The organism is Oceanobacillus kimchii X50, from assembly GCF_000340475.1.
Classification (GTDB): Bacteria; Bacillota; Bacilli; order Bacillales; family Amphibacillaceae; genus Oceanobacillus; species Oceanobacillus kimchii.
The window spans coordinates 1,054,502-1,076,373 of record NZ_CM001792.1 but is presented as its reverse complement, the minus strand read 5'-3'; the positions used below and the strand labels follow the sequence as shown (position 1 = coordinate 1,076,373).

20 protein-coding genes are annotated in these 21,872 nt (G+C 33.6%); 6 read left to right on the top strand and 14 right to left on the bottom strand.

The window, feature by feature from the left end:
- Positions 1-15 precede the first annotated feature (15 nt).
- Genes cydC through C794_RS05790 form a run of 3 tightly spaced genes read right to left on the bottom strand, consistent with a single transcriptional unit; the run spans position 16 to position 4,606 of the window.
- Complete coding sequence (gene cydC / locus C794_RS05800) at positions 16-1,737, bottom strand: thiol reductant ABC exporter subunit CydC (RefSeq protein ID WP_017796184.1); 1,722 nt, start codon at positions 1,735-1,737, stop codon at positions 16-18.
- Positions 1,737-3,458 (bottom strand): thiol reductant ABC exporter subunit CydD, encoded by a 1,722-nt coding sequence (cydD, locus tag C794_RS05795; RefSeq protein ID WP_017796183.1) that lies wholly within the window; start codon positions 3,456-3,458, stop codon positions 1,737-1,739. The genes cydC and cydD overlap by 1 nt, the downstream gene beginning before the upstream one ends.
- A 38-nt stretch (positions 3,459-3,496) precedes the next feature.
- Entirely contained in the window at positions 3,497-4,606 is a 1,110-nt protein-coding gene (locus tag C794_RS05790) for a metallophosphoesterase (RefSeq protein ID WP_083900549.1), read from the bottom strand.
- A 184-nt stretch (positions 4,607-4,790) separates the two neighbouring features.
- Between C794_RS05790 and C794_RS05785 the strand changes: the two genes are divergently transcribed.
- Both C794_RS05785 and C794_RS05780 read left to right on the top strand, forming a co-directional pair.
- A complete protein-coding gene (locus C794_RS05785; RefSeq protein WP_017796181.1) occupies positions 4,791-5,261 on the top strand; it encodes a YndM family protein in 471 nt (156 codons plus the stop codon).
- 91 nt (positions 5,262-5,352) lie between these two features.
- Positions 5,353-5,643, top strand: coding sequence for a hypothetical protein (locus C794_RS05780; RefSeq protein ID WP_017796180.1), 291 nt, complete (start codon positions 5,353-5,355; stop codon positions 5,641-5,643).
- Between the two features lie 11 nt (positions 5,644-5,654).
- On the opposite strand, the gene C794_RS19745 is transcribed toward C794_RS05780, so the two are convergent.
- On the bottom strand, positions 5,655-6,323 hold the full coding sequence (locus tag C794_RS19745) for an endonuclease III domain-containing protein (protein WP_017796179.1): 669 nt from the start codon (positions 6,321-6,323) through the stop codon (positions 5,655-5,657).
- A gap of 96 nt (positions 6,324-6,419) precedes the next feature.
- On the opposite strand from C794_RS19745, the gene C794_RS05770 reads away from it, so the two are divergent.
- On the top strand, positions 6,420-7,457 hold the full coding sequence (locus tag C794_RS05770) for a C45 family autoproteolytic acyltransferase/hydrolase (protein ID WP_017796178.1): 1,038 nt from the start codon (positions 6,420-6,422) through the stop codon (positions 7,455-7,457).
- 327 nt (positions 7,458-7,784) lie between these two features.
- Positions 7,785-8,615 (top strand): pyridoxine/pyridoxal/pyridoxamine kinase, encoded by an 831-nt coding sequence (pdxK, locus tag C794_RS05765; RefSeq protein ID WP_017796177.1) that lies wholly within the window; start codon positions 7,785-7,787, stop codon positions 8,613-8,615.
- A 39-nt stretch (positions 8,616-8,654) separates the two neighbouring features.
- Here the strand turns inward: pdxK and C794_RS05760 are convergent, their stop codons facing one another.
- Entirely contained in the window at positions 8,655-10,067 is a 1,413-nt protein-coding gene (locus C794_RS05760; RefSeq protein ID WP_017796176.1) for a DHA2 family efflux MFS transporter permease subunit, read from the bottom strand.
- 484 nt (positions 10,068-10,551) lie between these two features.
- Positions 10,552-11,097 carry an NADPH-dependent FMN reductase gene (locus tag C794_RS05755; protein WP_017796175.1) on the bottom strand — a complete coding sequence of 182 codons (546 nt, stop codon included), beginning with the start codon at positions 11,095-11,097 and terminating at the stop codon, positions 10,552-10,554.
- 190 nt (positions 11,098-11,287) lie between these two features.
- Between C794_RS05755 and C794_RS05750 the strand changes: the two genes are divergently transcribed.
- Positions 11,288-12,070 carry a class I SAM-dependent methyltransferase gene (locus C794_RS05750; RefSeq protein ID WP_017796174.1) on the top strand — a complete coding sequence of 261 codons (783 nt, stop codon included), beginning with the start codon at positions 11,288-11,290 and terminating at the stop codon, positions 12,068-12,070.
- A gap of 206 nt (positions 12,071-12,276) precedes the next feature.
- Here the strand turns inward: C794_RS05750 and C794_RS05745 are convergent, their stop codons facing one another.
- On the bottom strand, positions 12,277-13,215 hold the full coding sequence (locus C794_RS05745) for a ring-cleaving dioxygenase (protein ID WP_017796173.1): 939 nt from the start codon (positions 13,213-13,215) through the stop codon (positions 12,277-12,279).
- Positions 13,216-13,738: 523 nt separating this feature from the next.
- Between C794_RS05745 and C794_RS05740 the strand changes: the two genes are divergently transcribed.
- Entirely contained in the window at positions 13,739-14,521 is a 783-nt protein-coding gene (locus C794_RS05740; protein ID WP_017796172.1) for an SDR family oxidoreductase, read from the top strand.
- A 66-nt stretch (positions 14,522-14,587) separates the two neighbouring features.
- Here C794_RS05740 and C794_RS05735 read toward each other — a convergent pair whose 3' ends face one another.
- The 7 genes from C794_RS05735 to C794_RS20815 form a co-directional block, all read right to left on the bottom strand.
- The gene (locus C794_RS05735; RefSeq protein WP_017796171.1) at positions 14,588-15,013 is read right to left on the bottom strand and encodes a spore coat protein; all 426 of its coding nucleotides are present in this window, start codon (positions 15,011-15,013) and stop codon (positions 14,588-14,590) included.
- 272 nt (positions 15,014-15,285) lie between these two features.
- On the bottom strand, positions 15,286-16,407 hold the full coding sequence (locus tag C794_RS21235; RefSeq protein ID WP_017796170.1) for an SEC-C metal-binding domain-containing protein: 1,122 nt from the start codon (positions 16,405-16,407) through the stop codon (positions 15,286-15,288).
- A 312-nt stretch (positions 16,408-16,719) separates the two neighbouring features.
- Complete coding sequence (locus tag C794_RS05725) at positions 16,720-17,196, bottom strand: GNAT family N-acetyltransferase (RefSeq protein ID WP_017796169.1); 477 nt, start codon at positions 17,194-17,196, stop codon at positions 16,720-16,722.
- A 239-nt stretch (positions 17,197-17,435) separates the two neighbouring features.
- Entirely contained in the window at positions 17,436-19,181 is a 1,746-nt protein-coding gene (ade, locus tag C794_RS05720; protein ID WP_026133734.1) for an adenine deaminase, read from the bottom strand.
- Positions 19,182-19,518: 337 nt separating this feature from the next.
- Positions 19,519-20,850, bottom strand: coding sequence for an alkaline phosphatase (locus C794_RS05715; RefSeq protein ID WP_017796167.1), 1,332 nt, complete (start codon positions 20,848-20,850; stop codon positions 19,519-19,521).
- Positions 20,851-21,055: 205 nt separating this feature from the next.
- On the bottom strand, positions 21,056-21,520 hold the full coding sequence (locus C794_RS05710; RefSeq protein ID WP_251046212.1) for a GNAT family N-acetyltransferase: 465 nt from the start codon (positions 21,518-21,520) through the stop codon (positions 21,056-21,058).
- A 179-nt stretch (positions 21,521-21,699) separates the two neighbouring features.
- The gene (locus C794_RS20815; RefSeq protein WP_017796165.1) at positions 21,700-21,855 is read right to left on the bottom strand and encodes a hypothetical protein; all 156 of its coding nucleotides are present in this window, start codon (positions 21,853-21,855) and stop codon (positions 21,700-21,702) included.
- Positions 21,856-21,872 lie beyond the last annotated feature (17 nt).

The window sequence follows — 21,872 nt, the reverse complement described above, 5'->3', positions numbered from 1 at the left end:
CAAGGAACGACACCCCTATAGATTTAGTTTTGCATTTTCCAAATCTTTCATACGTTTGAAATATCCGTTATACTGCATTAAGTTTTGGTAAGTTCCTTGTTCAACAACTTTCCCATGGTCCATAACAATTATTTCATCCATTTTTTGTAATCTCGTTAAACGATGTGTTACTACAATTACTGTACTTCGCTCTGAATGTTGGTCAATCTTATCCCAAATATGTTTTTCAGTTACTACATCTAAGGACGAAGTTGGTTCATCTAACGCCCATACGGCGGCCTTTCGAATAAATAGTCGGGCTATCGCTAGACGTTGTTTTTCTCCTCCTGAAAGATTGGAACCTTGTTCCAGTAATAAGTCATCCAAACGAATATGATGTAACTTTACATTATCCAAAGCCTCACAAAGTTCGTCATCTGTTGCTTCAGAATTGGCTAAATGTAAATTGTCGCGAATTGTCCCATAGAAAAAATGATTGGATTGTAATGAAACGTTCGCATGATTCCATAAAGTTTCCTTTTCTAAATAATCAATTGATTTCTCGTTCCACTTTATTAGACCATCTGTTGAGGGAACCATCCCCAGGATAAGCTGTAAGAGAGTCGACTTACCAGATCCACTCGCACCTACGATAGCTATTTTAGATCCTGATTCGATATGAAGAGAAATATTTTGCGCAATCGGACGAGGAGTACTTGAATATTTCTTTGTCACGTTCTCCAATGTAATAGTTGGCGCTAAGTTGGCTTCCAATACAAATGGCTTTTTCACTTCATTTTTATCTTCATTAACATTCCACACTTCCTCTAATCGACGAGCAGATTGTTTCGTTTCCTCTAAATAGGCAGGAAACAATGCCATATTTGATGTATCTTCAAAGACTGTCAATGAAATCATAAATAACATTGCTAATAATATTCCTTCTAAATTACCATTTGCTACAAAATAACCAGCTAACCCTAATACAGTCACCGATACGATAAATGAAACAAAAGTTAATAAAGACTCACGAAAAGCTTGTTGATTATTCGCTTGTTTAGTTGCTTGTTCATATAAAGTAACTTTTTTTAGAATGTTATTTTTTTTTAACTCTGCTTGTCCGTATATTTTCAAATCTGTAAAACCATATAAATACTCTGTGACCTCCGAAGAAAGCTGCCCGCGATACGAACGAATGTTATTAGCTATCTTTCTTTGATAGAGATAAAATAAGCTAGGGACAACAATAACAACGAATATCATCCCAATCAAAATTACCATCGCAATAGGTATGGAAAATACCATAGTAAATGTAATCGTCGCAATAAAAACGGTCATTAAGACAATTGGTGGATAAAAAACTCTTAAGAAAAAATGCTGCAGAGATTCTACATCGCCTACAATGCGCGCTAAAATATCACCACTTCTATATTTTTGTAATATCGTAGTCGAAATTGGTTCAATTTTTTCATATACGTATACTCGCAAATTGCGAAGCATCGAAAATGTTCCACGATGAGAAAAATACCTTTCTCCATAACGACTGAGTGCCGAAGATATCCCTAACATTTTTACCATCGCAACGATTATCATCAATGTATATATAGGTGGGGTAAGCGCAGCTTTAGATATTAAATAGCCACTTGATGCAAATAATGAAACAGCCGTAACTCCAGCTAAAAAACCGAACAAGATAGATAGGAGGACGTCTTTCTTTTCTTTCATTGTCATTTTCATGATGAGTTTTAATTCTTGCATTAAACCTCTCCTCCTTGTTGCAATTTCATCATAGACTGGTATAATTCGTCCTCTTGAAGTAACTCTCGATCTGTTCCAATCGCGCGAATAGAACCCTGTTCCATCAATACTATTTTATCTGCTGAACGTATAGTTTGAATACGGTGTGCGACAGTTATTACAGTTGCATATTCTCGTAACTTATTCATTGATTGTTGTAAAACTTCTTCTGTGTGCACATCTAACCCCGTCGTCGGTTCATCAAATAGAATTATATTCGGTCTTTTTAGAAAAGTACGTGCTAAAACTACACGTTGTTTTTCACCCCCTGATAATCCTCTACCAGCCTCACCAATATTGGTATCTAATCCAGACGGAAGCTGCTCAATCCATTCCCAAATTCCTGCTTCCATCGCTGCTTGTTTTATTTCATTATGGTCATGTACTTTCGTACTACCTAAAGCAATGTTCTCAGCAATTGTCCCTGAAAATAAATAAGGATTCTGTGATATATAGATTAATTGTTTAAACCACGAATGCTCCTCTACGTCTGCTTGCTTATATTTATCAATGTAATAATTTCCTTCTGTTATTGGCAATAAACCAGCAATAATATGAAGTATGGTTGATTTTCCAGCCCCAGTAGAACCTATGATTGCTACTTGCTCTTTTGGGTTAATGATCAAATTAATTGACTGTAATTGAAAACTACTGTCAGCATACGTAAAGTTCATATCTCTTAATTCTAATCTTGGTGGTTTAATAGAAGATAGCACATCTGCTCCCCATTTTACTTCATTATTTGTTTCATCAAAAATTGCTTCTAGTTTGTTACCTGCTCCCATACTGGATCTTCCAGAATGAAATGCAGTACCTAACGCTTTTAATTGATTGAAAAATTCTGGGGCTAACAATAGCATTAAAAATCCAGTAAAAAACGAAATATCTTGAAAAATAATCATTCGAATCGCTACTTCTAAAGCAATGAGACCAATACTTAGCATGGAAATAAATTCAAGAGCTAAAGAATTTGTAAAAGCTACTCTTAATACTTCCATTGTGGCATCCCGAAATCGAACACTGCTATTTGAGATCTTTTCACGCTGCTGTTTAGATTTACCAAACAACCGAATCGTTGGTAGTCCTTGTAATATATCTAAAAAAGTTCCTGAAAAAGCTGCCATTTGTGAAAGTTGTTCTTCAGATTTATCTTTTGTCTTAAACCCGATAATCATCATAAATATTGGGATAAATGGAGCAGTAACAAGTATAATTACACCTGTTGTCCAATGGGTCCAAAAAATAACTAAAAGAATTAGCAATGGAACCACAAATGACTGTATCATTTGTGGTAAATATTGACTGTAATATGCATCAATCTCATCTACAGTATCCATAAAAACGCTTGTTTTATTTCCTGATTGTCCTTTAGCAGCATTGGACACGGATTGATTAGTGAAATGATTTAATACATCTTCTCTTAATTTTTGCTTAACACTTGTAGACATTTTTGTACCGTTACGCTTATTTATAAAGGAAAATAGCATTCGTAATAATAGTATTGCTAATAATAAGAAGACGAAATTTACAATTGCACTTACTGTTTTCCCTTGTAAAAATATCTGTTCTATAATGGATACGATTAGATAACTTTGCCAAATAATAGCTATTCCTAGCCCAGTCGAACAAATAACCATCCAAAGGATCTGTACCTGATGTTGTCGCTGTAGTTGTTGTAGCATAATTCATTCTCCTTGTGGTTATTTTTTCAAGATATTAATCAAAAACAATACTTTGGAACCCAACCAATGATGCCATCACGTTTTTTTATAAGGATATACCCCTCACAATTATCATCTAATATGTAGACTTCCTCGCCCTTGTCAACACTTACTGTTGTTGTACTTACCCCTTCTTTGCAATAATACCCATCGTTCTTCTTTGCGATAAATTCATTTTTCACCCATTGTTGAATATTTGCATTTATATTTTTACAAAGTGTAAAATATTGCTCTTTTTTAATTGGTTCAATTTGATAATATGGATAATTAACAGAACCAATCCAACCTAAGCTATCATTATAAGTCTGTTTTACTATAATAGGATCTTTCAATTCATCTACATATGTAAAGGAATATTGACCATGATTGATGATAAGTCCATTTAGTTGACCACTAGCTTTTATCTGATTACCACCATCGATTGCGATGATATTGTTATCGAGATCTATAATCGGATTATGCGTGGATATTTCTTTGGTTCGGTAGTTAATTACCGGCCAATGTCCTACGATGACAGTCTTGTCTACTGAATGACCTTTTTCATAGAACGCAGGGGTATATAAAGCAGTCACTTCGTCGGTATTTGGCCATAACTCATCAATGGCAGCATGGACAATAATGAAGTCATCCGTTTCATAAGCGATTGGCAATGATTCTAACCACTCAATTTCTTGTTCAAAATTATCTTGAAAAATACTAGAAGCTTTGTTTAACGGCATTTCCTCTGAGAAAGATTGACCTGTTGAAGCAATCATTTCATGCATTATTGATTTTTGTCTTGCGTTTAAGTATTGTCTTCCTATGTCATTTCCCCGAAACACATGACGAAAAACCACATCGCAATTGCCTTTCGTTATAAATACTCGTTGTAAGTTCTTATCCATCCATTGTACATAATGAACTAATTCGAGGCTGTTTAAACCTTTTTCGCAGAGGTCTCCATTAATAAACAGATAATCTTCTTCGGAATAATTGAGATTTTTCAACAATTTCTTGAACAAAGATAAACTTGCATGTATATCAGATATCACTATTACTCTCCTTGAAGAATCAAGTGATATATTGCGTATGTCAATCAATATTACTCTTCCTTTCTTTATTGTTTGCATAACAAAAATCTCCAAAGTTACTGCTTGTTCGAAAAACGGGATTCCTCCTATATTCTACAAATTAAACTAAGTATAGAATTGATTGATTTTACTGTCAATTCAATGATTGTCCTTTTTAAATACATAGGAACTATAAAATGAAACAAACTAAATTATAAATAAGTATTTAAAAGGATGGGTAAAAATGAAACATCTTAAAGCAATTGGGATTAAATTTATCATTATGGCTACGATTCTCTTATCTATTGTAAGTGTATTTGAATCCGTCAGTGTGGCCGAGATTATCGTGATGAGTGCCATACTAACACTAGCTGCTTATGTAATTGGAGATTTATGGATTCTGCCTAAGATGGGTTATGTTGCGGCTACAATCGGTGACTTATTTTTTTCTTATGCTTCTGTTTGGTTGCTTCTATACGTCTTTTTAGGAACAGCTTTTCCAATCACAACAGCCTCTATTTATATTGCAATAATAATTAGCCTTACTGAATCCGTCTTTCATATTTATATGAAAGAAAAAATACTAGAGGGGGAGGTTAATAAAAATATAAGAAGATCTAATATGCAGACTGTACAAACTGAATTTGCGGAAGAACAGCATACGGACAAAAAGCGTTTGAAGAAAAATTCATATCCTCAACAAGATGAAAATTAAGCGTTAACTTGTACCTTTATGTTCGTAAGGGGCAATTTTTTTATAAATGAACATATGCTATTTTATAACGTTTTTTCAGGGGTGGAGGACCGTGAGTCAATTTTTTCTTAACAATCCAAATACCTTCTCTAATTCTCCTTTCACATCCAATGAGAACATTAAATTTGGAGATAAACTAATCTACTACGGTGGTATGGTATCAACTGTAGGAGCAATTATCGCCTTTATAGGATCTTCAATAGTGTATGAAGAAGATCTAAAAAAATCGGAACGAATTTCTCAACAATCTTCAACAAATCAACATCAGCTTCAAGAAATGCAACAGCAAATTCAACTTATGCAAAGAAAAATTGAACAGTTAGAACAGGATCAGGGGCGATAACCCTATTTAGCTCAGCCCCTGAAACTTTCTTCTTTTTTCCATCCAAATTCACAAATCGATTGCACTGGACAAGTATTACATATCGGCTTTACCTTACAATGGACTTTTGCGTGTTCCACTAATAATGCGTGGTACTCTTGGTAAAGCTGGTTATCATTTGGTATATCTTTTTCCACTATTTTTTGTAGACTACGATAGGTGGATGGTATTTCTAAGCCAATTCGATTAAATATTCTAAAAGCATACTGATCAGCGATAAACGCCTGTTTTTCAAAGGCGTATAACAGCATTACATCAGCTGTCTCTTCGCCAATGCCTTTTATTGAGAGTAATTCTGCTCGCAGTTTGTTATACGGGATTTCTTGTACCAATGATACATCATAGTTATAATTGCGAAACCAAGCAATAAAAGCCTTTATTCTTGCTGCTTTAATACGATAAAAACCACTAGGACGTATTTTTTCAGCAAGCTCTCTCTCTTCTATTTGATACAAATAATTAGCATCATGTACATTTTCTTCTAGTCGCTCTAGAGCTTTTTCTACATTTCTCCAGTTCGTTCGTTGGACAAGAATAGATCCTAAAAGCATTTCTAATGTCGAACTTGCTGGCCACCATGCCTGCGGACCGTAGTATTTATAAAGTTTATGATAAATTTCAAGATAATTTGGATTCTCCATTTTTATCTCCCCTTAATTAGTTCCAAGCAATTTCTTTTCATTCTAAACAAAAATCAACTACACTCAAATTACTCTGCATTGAATGGAGAAATGAATATGATTAATGTATATAGTGATATTATACAATTTAAAGGAAATCACTATCAATTTGGATACAGGCAAGGTGAACTACTTCGAAATTCACCTATTCTAATACATCGCAACCTACAAAAAGGAAGTCGCTGGCGAAATTTTCTTGTTGATATTGACGAGGTTAGAGATGCATTTCAAACTTTTTCACCAGCACTATGGGAGGAAATAGAAGGACTAGCTGATGCATTGAAAATGCCTATAAAAGATGCTATTCGCGAATTCGGTGGTTACTATTATGAGTATGGGCGTAGTGGCTGCTCTATATATACAGAGGCAGATATATTGGTTCGAAACTATGATAATGCACCTCGTTCCTACGAAGGAAGATATGTGATATATAACCCTACTGACGGAGGTTATGCTACTGTCGGACCAACAATGCAAATCACAGGTCGAACTGATGGTATAAATGAAAAAGGATTTGCTATGGGTTATAACTTTGTAAATAGAGTAAAATCAGATGATGGTTTTGTATGCAACATGATTGGTAGATTACTATTAGAAAATTGCGCTTCTGTAGAGGAAGCAAAGCATTTAATAAAGGAACTACCGCACAGGCATACATTTAGTTATGTATTACTCGACAAAAATGGATATTCTGTAGTAGCTGAAGTATCACCTCGAAATGTAAGATTTCGTGAAGCAAATATGTGTACCAATCATTTTGAAGAACTAACGGAAGAAAATCGATACCGGACTGACGAATCGATGGAACGTCTAGATAAAATATCTTCCCAACAGACATCAGTACAAAATCCTTATGAGGCATATCAATTATTAAATAATCTGGAAAAAGGAATCTTTTCAAAAAAATACGGTGCCTGGGCTGGAACTCTACACACAGCAGCGTATTTACCAAAAGACCTGAAAGCTTGGATCGCATTAGGCGCGAATCGTCCTCCTCTCATTTTTGATTTCCAAAAATGGTTAGACGGACAGCCATTCCATGCTACAAAAATTAAAGGGGTTTTGGATACAGATGAACAATTTGTCAATGTCTAACATATAACCGCTATGACTTTACAACTAGTGTAGAAAAGATTATTCTTTAATTATCAATTAATTATTAAAGTACGTGTTCAAAAAGGAGGATGGAAAGGACCAAGAAGTTCGAGGCGGCGTAGCTTTGATTACCGGAACGTATGCAGTTAATACGTGAGGAACGGAAAAGCAAGCCAATGAGCTTCCACAGGATGTGATGATTTCTGCGTTGTCCACAGAACGTGAGCGATCTTAGCAGAAGATCCCCCTGATATGTGTCATTTTCACCGGACTATTTGAACAACCCTTTAAAGTACGAATTTGGAGCAACAAAGGAGGAAACAGAATATGACTATGAAAAAAACATTAACACTCGCTGGATCAGATTCTAGTGGTGGTGCAGGTATAGCAGCTGATTTAAAAACATTTCAAGAATTAAACGTATACGGGATGACTGCATTGACTTCTATTGTTTCCATGAATCCAAAAGGATGGAATCATCATGTTACACCAATCGACGTTGAAGTAGTTGAGAAACAACTAGATACAATATTATCTGTAGGTGTAGATGCAATGAAATCCGGAATGCTTGGATCTGTAGATATCATTAATTTAGGTGCAAGAAAAATTGATGAATTTGATATAAAACAATATGTTCTGGATCCTGTAATGGTTTGTAAAGGTGACGATGAAGTTCTACAACCAGAAAATACGGATGCAATGCGTGAGGAATTATTACCACGTTCCCTAGTTACTACACCAAATCTTTTTGAAGCAGCACAATTGGCCAAGACGTCACCAATTAAAACTTTGGAGCAAATGAAAGATGCTGCAATAAAAATTCATGATTTAGGGGCAAAAAATGTAGTGATTAAAGGCGGAAAAGACTTAGAGCATGATAAGGCAGTTGACCTTTTCTATGATGGAAATCGTTTTGAGTTATTGGAAAGTGAGAAAATTGACACTACCTATAATCATGGAGCAGGTTGTACATTTGCAGCTGCAATTACAGCGAACTTAGCCCATGGTATGAATGTATTAGAAGCAGTTAAAACTGCAAAATCATTTGTAACATCTGCAATTGCAAATGGCTGGAAATTAAATGAGTACGTAGGGCCAGTTATGCATGGTGCCTATAACCGTATCGATAGTACAAAAGTAGAAATGTCTTCTATTTAGTTTAGAAAAGCTTGGACACGAAGTCCAAGCTTTTTATATTTATCGTGATGATATTTTCTTTTCTTTTTCGTCATGAATGAAAAATGCAAGAATCAGTCCTACAATAGAAATGATTGCCGTAACAATAAAGGAAACATTCACTCCATGTATTAACCCTTCTAATCCCTTTCCAGGAATTGCTGCTGTCGACATGATCGTAATTGGCAGTGCCGTTCCTATAGCCCCGGATACTTGTCTTAATGTGTTATTTACCGCTGTACCATGAGCTATATACTCATCCGGTAAAGAATTAAGGCCGGCAGTAGTTACTGGCATCATAGCCATGGCAACACCTAGCATACGTATTGCATGTATCGTTGCAATATATGTGAAGCTTGTTTCGGCTGTTAACATACCAAACATAAAGGTCGTTACTACGATTAAACCTAATCCAATAATAGCTAAGTAACGTGAACCATATCTATCAAATAATCTTCCAGTAATTGGGTTCATTATTCCTTGCAAAATAGCACCAGCTAGTAAAGCAAGCCCTGATTCAAATGCAGAAAACCCTAACATATCCTGCATATATAACGGAAGAATTACAGCAGCACCTATCATCGTCATGAAAGTGACCATTCCTAGTACAGTTGTAATCGTAAATATTTTGTATTGAAATACACGAAACTCTAAAATTGGTGTTTTTAAATTTAACTGTCTCAAAATGAACCAAGCCAAGGCAATGATTCCTACAATCATCGATATAATCACTTGATTGCTTAACCATCCAGCACTACCAGCAATACTAAATGCATATAATAACCCACCAAATCCTAACGTAGATAAAACGATGGATAACTTATCCAATCTTGGAAATGTACGTTTGGTTACATTTTTTAGTAGAAAATATGCAATAGCAATATTAATGATTGCAATAGGTAGAACCATAAAAAATAATGTTCTCCAAGGGAAATGTTCTACGATATAACCAGATAGTGACGGACCAATGGCAGGTGCAAATGAAATGACGAGTCCAAACATCCCCATTGCACTACCTCTTTGCTCTTTAGGATAGATTAACATCATAATAGTTTGCATTAGCGGCATGATAATACCTGCTCCTGCAGCTTGTAAGATCCTTCCCGTTAATAGCAAATCAAAATTAGGTGCCACGCCACATATTAATGTACCTATTGCGAAAAATGACATAGCAGCTAGAAATAAACTACGAGTAGTGAATGTTCCAATAAGGAACGCAGTAATTGGAATCATAATACCATTTACAAGCATAAACGCAGACTGTAACCATTGTGCAGTATTAGCGTCTAGCTCTAAATCACTCATTATATGAGGCAGCGCTGTTCCAAGTAGTGTCTGATTCAAGATTGCAACAAACGCACCTGATAATAACACCACTAGTATTGGTATACGACTCATTTTCTCTGTAGACCCACCTACATGGCTCTCACTCATATTAATCCTTCTTTCTTGTACCTATAAAATTTTAGCAAACAAATAATTATATCATGTAAATATATATCATTCAAGATATATTCTATGGTTATTTATTAGAGTTATGTAGATATAAAATAACTTTCACCGAATGAAATACCATGACCTTAAACCAGATCAGACATTTTCGGACGTTATATCCTCAATCTTCTTTACCAAAGTCTTATCGTTTTGAAGTGAAATCATACGGGATAAATATAAAGAGACTGGGACAAAAGTATTTAGCAAAAGATAAATCCAAATTAATGGCTTTTGACAACCCGCTTCAGAAATTTACTCCGTTTATCCAACGGCGGCAGGTGAGCCCCGGATGCTTTTGCATCGGGCCTAATCTTCACCTTACACCCCATAGAAATCTTTGTATATTTCTTACGCTTATACGAGCTATCATTCATCTATTGACCAAAAACTTTCTGTTATGTCCCAACCTCTTTATATCAAATACTTAAGCTTCTACACGATTAATCCATTGAACATAATTATCAACAACATTATCTATAAATTGCACTGTTTGCTCATCCGTTAAATTACCTTGCTCGTCCATTTTATTTTGAACAGAACCAACGAATACTTCATTCCCTGGTAATGTTAATGTACCAACTCCTGGTGCATTTAAAATCTGACGCAATTGCATTTGAGCTTTTACCGTACCCATTGCTCCCATTGATGCACCAACGATCATAGCCGGTTTATTTACCATTACTAGATCAACACGAGAGAACCAGTCGATTGCATTTTTTAACATTCCAGAAATAGAAGCATTGTATTCCGGCGTCGCAAAAAGAATTCCATCGCTACTTTTGATTCTTCTTCTTAAGTCTTCAACAATTGCAGGTGGATCCATTTCCTTGTCCTGGTTATAAAACGGAAGTTCATCGATTGGTAAAATATCGATATCTAATTTTCCTGCATATTTTTCTTTCATATATTCTACAAGTTTTTTATTGTATGAATCTTTCCTGTTACTTCCTACCAATGCTGCTATTTTCATCTGTAAAAAATCCCTCCATAATATTCTATTCTTAAAAATACAACAGTATAATATAAACACATCGATAAATTCTTCTCAAGAAATCTGTTTATAACATGATTAGATAATTATTTCCAATCACTTTTTATAATGAAACGATATTATATATTGTTACCATGAATCGATATAATATAGGAAAGGAGGTAATAAAATGATTGATTTTCACTCGTTTGAAAATACCAATTCTTATAGCAATAGAGCCGTTGATTTAACTTGGATAGAGAAATTACAATCCTTTATCGAAAGCCCACAAAATAAGGTGGCAGTAGATATGGGTTGTGGTGGAGGACTATATACAAAAGTATTAGCTGACCTAGGATTTAAAGAAATATACGGAATTGATTTCTCTGATGCAATGTTAACTTCTGCCTCCAATAATTATCATCATCTTAAACAGACTCATTTTCTTAAAGGAACTGCTTATACCAGTGGGCTAAAATCAAGTTCAATTGATTTTTACTTACAACGTGCGGTATTACATCATTTATCAGAACCAGAAGCAGCATTTATGGAGGCTGCTCGAATACTGCGAAATGGAGGAATAATATTTATTCAAGACCGCACCATTGAAGATTGTCTGATTCCTGGATCTACGAGTCATCTCCGAGGTTATTTATATTATGATTTTCCAGAACTTATAGAAATTGAAAAGCAGAGAAGACCAACAATTTCAGAAACTATAGGCCAATTAAAAACTGCAGGTTTTACTGAAATAAAATACATGAACTTATGGGAAGTTCGAAAACAGTATGCTTCCTTTCAAGAATTACGAAAAGACATTCAATCAAGAAAAGGTAGATCCATTTTACATGAACTTACTGACGATGAAATAAAATTATGGATTCAAAAGCTAGAAAATCGCCTTCCTAATGATATGGAAATCACTGAAAAAGATCGTTGGACTATATGGGTAGCTTATAAGACAACTAATTAAATATATCGCATGCAACTATATTGATAACTATTTCATAAAATAAATGCCTCTTGTAATGGAAAGACCTTTAATGTAGCTTCCAATTAGAAGTGCTTTTGTATTGTTTTATAACAAAAGCAAAACAGAACTAGAATTTATCACTTTCTAGTTCTGTCTCTTGCTATTTTATCTATCTATTCTTAGTTTATTTCAACTTTAACCTCTATTTATTTATCTAAATCTCTTATCTCAATAGGAATTAGTTTTTTCTCTAATCTTCCTCTATAGACTTCATATTGGCTAGGTAATTTTAATGTATCACCCATCGTTTTTTCTGATTCATCGTAAGCAAATCCAGGCGGATCTGTAGCTATCTCAAATAAAATCTCTCCATGCTCTTTAAAATAAATGGCATTAAAATAATTACGATCTTTAACTTCTGTTACAGGTAATCCGTGATTAGCTACATGCTGTTGCCAGTCTAAATGGTCTTGATTATTTTTTGCCCTAAAAGCTATATGATGAACTGTTCCTACCCCCATTTGACCTTTATGAGAAGCAGTTTGTTTAATATCAATCGTATTTCCAATCTTTCCGTAAGATCGATATCGAATATACTCTTCTTCCTCTGCAACTTTTTCAAAACCTAACGTATTGACTAATGTCTCTCCTGTTTTTCCTGGTTGAGAGGAAAGTAATATTGCCCCAGCAAATCCTTTTATCGAAATTTCAGGTGTAATATCACCAAATGAATAATCATTTGATTTTCCATTCTCTGTTTCGACTAATTCTAAATACAAGCCATGAATATCTTTAAATGCAAGATACGTATCACCAAAACGCGTTATTTTCTCTGTTGTTATGTTAAATTTAGCAAGACGCTCTTCCCAGAAGTTCATCGTTCCTGTAGGAATTGCATAACTAGTAACACCTACTTGACCAGAACCTATTCTACCTTGGTAGGCATTTGTCCATGGGAAGAAGGTAATAATTGTTCCTGGTTCTCCCATATTATTTCCAAAATAAAGATGATAGGTGCCAGGATCATCAAAATTAATCGTTTTCTTAACCAATCTTAATCCTAATACACTTGCATAGAAATCTACATTTTCTTGAGGGTGACCGACAATGGCAGAAATATGATGGATTCCAGCAGTTTTCTTCATAATTTATCCCCTTCATTTATAATTAATTAAAATATATTTAATTAATTATAATATACGTTGTTTTATTTTTAAAGTCAAGTTTGACAAGGCTATAATGATACATAAAATTCTATTCAAAAAGACATATTAAAGCGAAACAATTGCTCTAATATGCCAACTATGTAAATAAATTTATGTATGAACTACAAATAATTTTACAAGTCGATTCAAAATTCGAATTGGTTTATTTGTCATTTTATTCAGAGTAAATTGTAAATTTATTTAAATTCAATCATTAATTAAACCAACAGTTCCATCTTTTGCATGATAGACGATGTACTGATTAATACCTTTTTCTCTAACTAATAATCTTTTAAAAGCTTTTTTATTGGTTAGATAATGACATATATTATTATTATTCCTTTCCAATACAAAACTATCACTAAAACTGTTGATGTAGCCTCTAAATTAATGGATTTGCAATAAGTATAGTTTCCATAATTAGTAACATAGTAAGAATGAATATATTGAAGGAGTGAATAAAATGGAACGTTTTCAAGATAAAGTTATACTTATAACTGGTGGTGGCTCAGGTCTAGGAAAAGCAACTGCTCTACAAGTAGCAAAGGAAGGAGCAATTCTTTCCCTAGTTGATTTAAATGAACAAGGCTTAGAAGAAACAAAGAAAGAAATTCTTAAGATTGTACCTAATGCAAAAATTACTTTAATAAAAGCTAATGTTGCAAACGAAGAAGAAGTAAAAAACTATGTACAAGAAACTATTAATCAATTTGGAAAAATAGATGGTTTCTTTAATAATGCTGGTATAGAAGGAAAACAAAATCTTACCGAGGACTTTGATACTGAAGAATTTGAAAAAGTTGTCAACATTAATTTAAATGGTGTTTTTTACGGTATGAAGCATGTCCTAAAAGTCATGAAAGAGCAAGGTAGTGGTTCTATTGTAAATACAGCTTCTGTAGGAGGTATCCGTGGAGTAGGAAACCAATCAGGTTATGCAGCTAGTAAACATGGTGTCGTAGGTTTAACCAGAAATTCTGGTATTGAGTACGGAGAATATGGTGTGAGTATTAAAGCAATTGCTCCTGGTGCGATATTGACGCCTATGGTAGAAGGTTCTCTAAAACAAATAGGTGGAGAAAATTGGGAAGAAGCAGGAAAAGAATTTGTAAGTGTAAATCCTATGAAACGATTTGGAAAACCTGAAGAAGTTGGGTATTTGGTTGCTTTCTTATTATCTGATCACGCAGGATTTATCAATGCTGCTGTCATCCCTATTGACGGTGGACAATCATATAAATATTAAAAAGTAAAAAGATGATTATTGTTTGAGGGTCATACACCTCAAACAATTAACCATCTTTTTCATCCATTAGATAAACCAGTTTTTACGGCGTCCACAACATTTATCATGTCTTCTACCACCACGGTCGTTATCATCGTCGTCTCTTTTCTTGTGACACCCATGGCCATGACCATTGCTGTTTCCATTGCCATTACTCTCGCTACCTACTCTACGACAATTACTTGAATCATTTACATCGCTTCCACAGTCATAGTTTTCTACTACTGTCTCTTCAAAATCTGATTCGCTTACTGGATAATAGTTTTCATTACGAACAATAGTACGATGAACATTTTTGATTTTAGTTGGATGAATATTTCTAACTGTTCTATGATCTGTTGTGGTACGTACTACTTGTCGAGTTGGACTTGTAATAGTTTCTACGTTGTCGTTATTATTGTTGTTTTTGCATTTATTACACCCACAACCATGATGTCCCTTATATTTTCCCATTGTACATCCCCCTTTCTGATTTCATACTTCACTATATGAAAATAAATGAGGATGTCTTAAACTAGTGACCATACAGTATATAAAATGTACCTTTATACTAAGGATAGTAACTAGATTTTCTTATTACGGCTTATTAAAAATGATATTTTTCATAATTTAACAGGTTATATAAATTATTGAATTAAAATCATAATTAGTTGAGATTTGTAGGCAACTGGACATTTTCGTAGAATAAAGTAAGGAAAATAATCATTATTCTAGTTAAATTAATGTTAGATACAACATTTTTTGTATTTCTTACCACTTCCACAAGGACAAGGATCATTTCTTCCAATTTTTGCTTTTTTTATAGGATGACTCGTATCTTCATTTTGCAGTACAAAATCACCTTTTGACAGCTCTTTAAAATTCGAATTATTCATTTGTGAGATTTCAGTAGATGTATGCCCTTTTAAAATCCATAAACGAACTTCGTTAGTTGCATTCATGACGAGTTGTATAAATTCATGAAATTGTTGTTCTGAATTAAACTGAAATACTTCATTTAAATATTGAAGTGGCGCTGTCGGTTTTTGATCAATATTACATATAATAATTAATTTTTCAAGAATACTTAAAACATCAATTTCTTTGATATCGAAATTACGTAGTATATATTTACGAAGTTTTTTCAACCCTTGAGTCGATGGGATAAAATCATCTTCACTACTTTGTAAAAGTTCTTGTTCTGTAAATGGATAGTAAGGTATTTCTTTTCTTTTCGATTGCTCAACTAAAATAAAATCAGGATCATCCACACGGAAATCTACATATATTTTCTTATCTATTTGTATTTCAAAGGATTGATACATAGTTTCAGCAATCTTCATTACATGAAGAAATTCAAATGGATCAATTTTTTCATTTGTTATTTTTTCGATTTGAGCAATCAAGGTTTCCTGCTGCATTACGCCGTAATAATATAACATACCTTCCGTTAACTTATGCCATTTCGTATTACGGACAGCTATCTTCTGCAACTCATTCGATTGCATATTATCATACACTTGAAGTAACTCTTTCGGCATAATCGCTATTTCTTCTTCATTTACTTCTTTAATAAATATTAATCCAAGCACTTGTAAAAATAGCATTTCTTTCGTTTTTATATGTACAGAAATTACACCATTATTTCGTTGGAATTCATTGAATAAATCGATTATAGACTTATTAAAATACATAATGGTGACTTCAAATCTATCTGGAATCTCTGTTGCTAATCGTTCCGCTAATTTTGCTTTATTAAGCTGACTAGCATTAGGAATTGCATGAATACGTCGCAATTTATCTAGTTTTACTTTTGGATACTGTTCTAGTTCTTTTACATAGGTTGGCATTTTTACACTTTCTATCATAATTATATTCACCTTTTTATTTCTATTTTTACATGGATAGATATTACTATCTAAATTCAACATTATTATATTGTAATGTTTATACGTACAAATCGTCAAACTATCTCATATAAAATATAATTAAGTCTCGTTTCTTAATTAGAATATTTTCTCAAAAGGTAGATTAAAATAAGTTGATTTTGAAAAACGCTTTAGAAATTGCCTCCTTCTTTTCGAGTTAGTTTTAAATAAGATTCCTGTTAAAAAGTAGTTTTCAGTATGAAAATCAAAACAGCACCATTCGGATTTGTTTTACAACATCAACATACCTTATTATGAAACGTACTTTATCATCGTTATAAAATCTGTATCTTTATGTAAAAATTTTTGTTGTTTAATAAAACCATGATTTTCATACAAACGAATAGCACGGTGATTAAACGTTGCCACAGTTAGACGAATATCTTTCAATGGACAAGTATCATAGACATGATTCAAGATATGGCTTAGAAATATCGTTCCATATCCTTTTCCTGTATATTCTGGTTTCATTCCAAGTCCAAGATCAATACAATCATCATTATAAACACCAAACCGATCTCCAGCCGGAACCTGTGCAGAACGTCCTAAACAGAAAAAACCAATTAGCTCCCTTTCTTCATTAATCATCGCATAATATCGATTTCCCAGAAGTTCCGCAATTGCACCTGTGGTAAGAACATGATTATAAAAATCATACGGCTTTTCATATTTCCAACAAAGTGCTTCAACTGCATATTTTTGGTTCATACGTATTATTTGAATATCCATTTTCCCTTCCCCATTCTTAAAACTTTATAATAATCACACTTTTCAATTTCTATTATCACATATAAATTCTTACGATGGAATTCTCAAAAATTAGAAAAGACTTGAACATAGTAATATTTATACAATGAGAGAACATACTCCTAAGAGAACGAAATTCTAAATGAGATCCTTTTAGTAATGCTATCTAAAAGGATCCTCCTCCATATAAAGTTACATGCTGAACACTATAACCTAGAATTCTATTTTTTTTCTACCTCTATATCAATATGAGAGAACGTCTTAAAGTCAAATAAGCCTTGATCTGTTACTTTAAGAGCTGGTATTACTGGTAAAGTCAAGAAGGATAACGTTAAAAATGGATTAAATGTTGCTGGTATACCAATATCCTCTGCTGCATGATTTAACTTTAAAACATCTTCGTAAACATCCAAATAACCTTTATCTGACATTAATCCCCCAATTGGTAGTGCTAAGTGAGCTTTTACCTGATTCTGCTTCGTTACTACTAAACCACCATCAAGTTGTTCCACTTTTTTTATTGCTGTAAGCATTTCATCTTCAGAGGTACCTACTACAACAAAGTTATGTGAATCATGCGCCACAGATGTCGCTATGGAACCTTCTTTCATTTGGAAACCCTTCACTATTCCTTTCCCAATATAACTCAGTCCCTTATGTCTCTCTACGACCGCAATCAGCAATTGGTCTTTGTCTATAGACGGTACAAACTTCCCTTCTTTGATATCTACTTTCTCACAAATATGATTTGTAATAATTTTATTAGGCACAATTTCTATGGTATTACAATAATCTTGTGTAATTTGAATGGAAAAATCACTTGTTTTTAATTGCTGAATACAAGGTTTTGGTAATGTATTTGCATCAGTAAGGGAAGCAGAAAAATAAGACTGATTAATTTCTCCCTCATCTACTACACACTTACCGTTTTTATAAACTTGATGAATGTCTACTTGATTTTCATCATTCAAAATTAAAAAGTCTGCTATATATCCTGGTGCAACTGCTCCAAGTTCTCTTAATCCGAAACATTCAGATGTATTTAATGTAGCCATTTGATAAGCCATTACTGGATCTAAACCAAATTGAATTGCTTTACGTATAATATGATCGATATCTCCATTCTCTACTAAATCATCTAGTAACATATCATCGGTCACAAATACGCAACGTCTTGCGTTTTTTTCATTAATAATTGGTAATAAAGATTCCAAATCTTTAGCTACTGTTCCTTCCCGTATCATCAAATACATTCCTGCTTCTAGTCTATCTTTCCCTTCCTGTGCAGAAACTGATTCATGGTCATTTCGAATTCCAGCAGCCATGTAAATATTTAAATCTTCTTTAGATAATCCAGCAGCATGACCATCAACAATACCACCCTGTTGAATTGTACTAGCTATCTTTTCTAACATTTTTTCTTCTGCATTCGCTACTGAGGGAAAATCCATTACTTCCGCCAGCCCAAGAACATTTGAGTTTTGAAAATAAGGAGTTATATCTTTCGCATCGAGTTGCGCACCATTGTGTTCAAATTGCGTCGCAGGAACACTTGAAGGCATATTAACAAAAATGTTCATTGGCAAAGCATCTGAAGCATTCAACATATATTCCAAACCAGCTTTCCCTGCGACATTAGCAATTTCATGAGGATCTGTAATTGCCGTCGTTATACCATGTTTTAACATCACTTTTGAAAATTCTCTAGGTGTCAACATTGTACTTTCAATATGTACATGACCATTTATAAGACCAGGTACGATTTTTTTACCTGTAGCATCAACGATTTGCTCACCTTCATATTCACCAATACCAGCAATGTAGCCTTCTGTAATAGCTATATCCGTCTTCTTCCAATCTCCAGTAAATACATTTAAAACTTCTGCATTTTTTATTACAAGTTCAGCTGGTTTACGTTTACTCGCTACAGCAATTCTATTTTTCAACTGCTCTATTGTACTCTTCACCTTCAAACCACTCACCTTCTTATAACTTGTTGTATATTATACGCATGAATAAAGCACCCCCACAAGTCTAGATGTTTTTTATCACAATATTAAACAATAAAAATCCTGATCTATGCTTTCCGAAACGAGCTCATTTCGGACTATAGATCAGGATATCACTAAATAGATTAATTAAATAATCGAATAAATATTCAATAATAGTAATATACAGTGACATTGCGTGATTTTCTAGTACTAGTTAAGAAAAGGCAAAAATCTACTAGAAAGGGATCCTCTTAAATAAACATGAAATAGAACAGTATTGGATTTGCTTACAGCATTGTTATGAAAGTGACTATTATTTTAATTTCATAGCCTCTTCTATTAATTTTGGAATATCTGTATTATCCAATATTCCAGAGAATGATTCTGATTTTGGACCAAACGCATAAATTGGAATATCTGCAGCAGTGTGACTAGTACTTGTCCAACCAATAGTAGATCGTTCACTAACGACATGATTAATAGCAAGTTTCGGGTCTTCTGCTGTTTTAATAAATTCTATTTCTTCTTCCTTTAATTTAAACCCCGTAAAAGTATTTACAACTTCATGGACATTAGAACGCTCTTCATCTAGTTGATTAGCCATGTATTCTCCGGTTGCTGTTACATCATTAAGAATGTTTGCATTTAAATCCATCTGGTCATATCCGCCAGTTGTCATTCCTCCTGTATCATGATCCGCCGCAACCACAACTAATGTCTCTCCATCCTCTTCAGCAAAATCAATTGCAGCTTGAACCGCTTTTTCAAACGCTTCTGTCTCACTCATAGCATAGGCAGGATCATTATCATGACCAGCCCAATCAATTTGACTACCTTCTACCATTAAGAAGAATCCTTTTTTATTTTGATTCAGTTGATCAATCGCATGCATAGTCATGTCCTCTAAGCTTGGTTCTTCCGTATCTTTTCTATGTAGTTCTGGAGATAGGGCTTCCTCTGCAAACAAACCTAGTAATTTTTCATCATTCTTGATATCAATATTTTGTTCTAGCATTTCCTCTCTATTTTCAGCTAAAAGATAGCCCTTATCTTGAGCTTTTTGCATAAGCTCACCGTTCTCTTGTTTACCTCCTTCTCCCTCTCCAATAAAATTGCTCATTCCTCCACCAAGTAAAACATCTACTTCAGATTCAATTAATTGTCGTGCAATCTCAGTCTCATTATTTCTATCTTCTACATGTGTTGCAAATGCAGCTGGAGTGGCGTGTGTAATCGTAGATGTAGCTACTAATCCAGTTGCTTTATGATGTTGCTTCGTTTTTTCTAAGATAGTTTCTAAGTTATTCCCATCCGGATCCTTACCAATGACACCATTGTTCGTTTTCTCACCAGTAGCCATTGCTGTTCCAGCAGCTGCTGAATCAGTCACATCCGAATCTGCAGAATGTGTTGTAAAAAGACCTTTTAAATGAGAATCCCATACAACCTCTTCTCCTTTATACGCACGGTAATTAGAAGCATAATCAGAACTAAATCCATCTGGTATCATGTAAATTACATTCTCTACTTTTTTATTTTTACCCTTTGCTGAGGTTGCATCTTTTTCATTACCAAAAGATGCTCCCATAATTCCTGCAAAGATTAATAGACTTATTACTGAAATCCAACTTATTTTTTTAAACACAGAATTCCTCCTTCTTTTTTAACTATTTCAACCATAACGAAGGAAGTTTAACTCAATATAAATATAATGTTAAAAACGAATGAAGAAAAATCACCCCTATTGACTATGCCATTTTAACCAATTAAAAAGTACCGCTATTTCTTCTAGGTTGTAGAACAAAAAAAGAATCAGTATGTCTACCAATTCTAATTTATTCTACTATTAATTAATCTAGTTTCCATGACATGCGATAAGTATTTAAGAGATGACCATCAAAGTTTTCATGAAAATCTTTAATTATTTCAAATCCCTTTGACTTATAAAAATTCAATGCTTTTAGATTATTTTGCTCAACATTCAACTGTATTTCTCGAGGATGTAATTGATTAACTCCATAATGTAAAAGTGCTGAACCAATTCCTATTCCTTGCTGTGATGGGTATAAATATATTGCTCCTAATTCCACATATCCTTCCTGTGATATCGGTGAGAAATTAGCAAATCCTACTGCTTCCCCTTCTTTTTCTGCAATATATATATAAGACCTCTTCATTCTATATTTCATATTTTTTTCACTGTAAGCACCTTCTAAAAATCTATTTTGTATTTCTATTGGAATTATTCCATTATATGTATCATGCCAACTTTTTTTAGCAATATCTCGTACTCTAGTAATATCTTTTCTTTTCATAGGTCGAATCACAAATCCCACTTTTTTCACTCCTCCCTATATAGTTACATCATCTAATATGCAGTGAATTTTCAATATTTTTATTATATCACTATTACTTTTCTATATTTGTGAACATATAAAAAAAGCATCCTTAAAGTTAGGGATGCTTTACCATGAAAAGTTATATAGATGTGTTCTCACTTCTTTTCTTGCTCTTTATTTCGTACCTTGTTTTCAATTATTATCCGTCCAGCCTCTGATTGGTCAATTCCACGTTTTACTGCTGTTACAATAACAAAATATAAAATAGCGAATGGAATAATGTAGGATATTATAATTAAAAATGACTCCACAAATTTTGCCCCCTTAT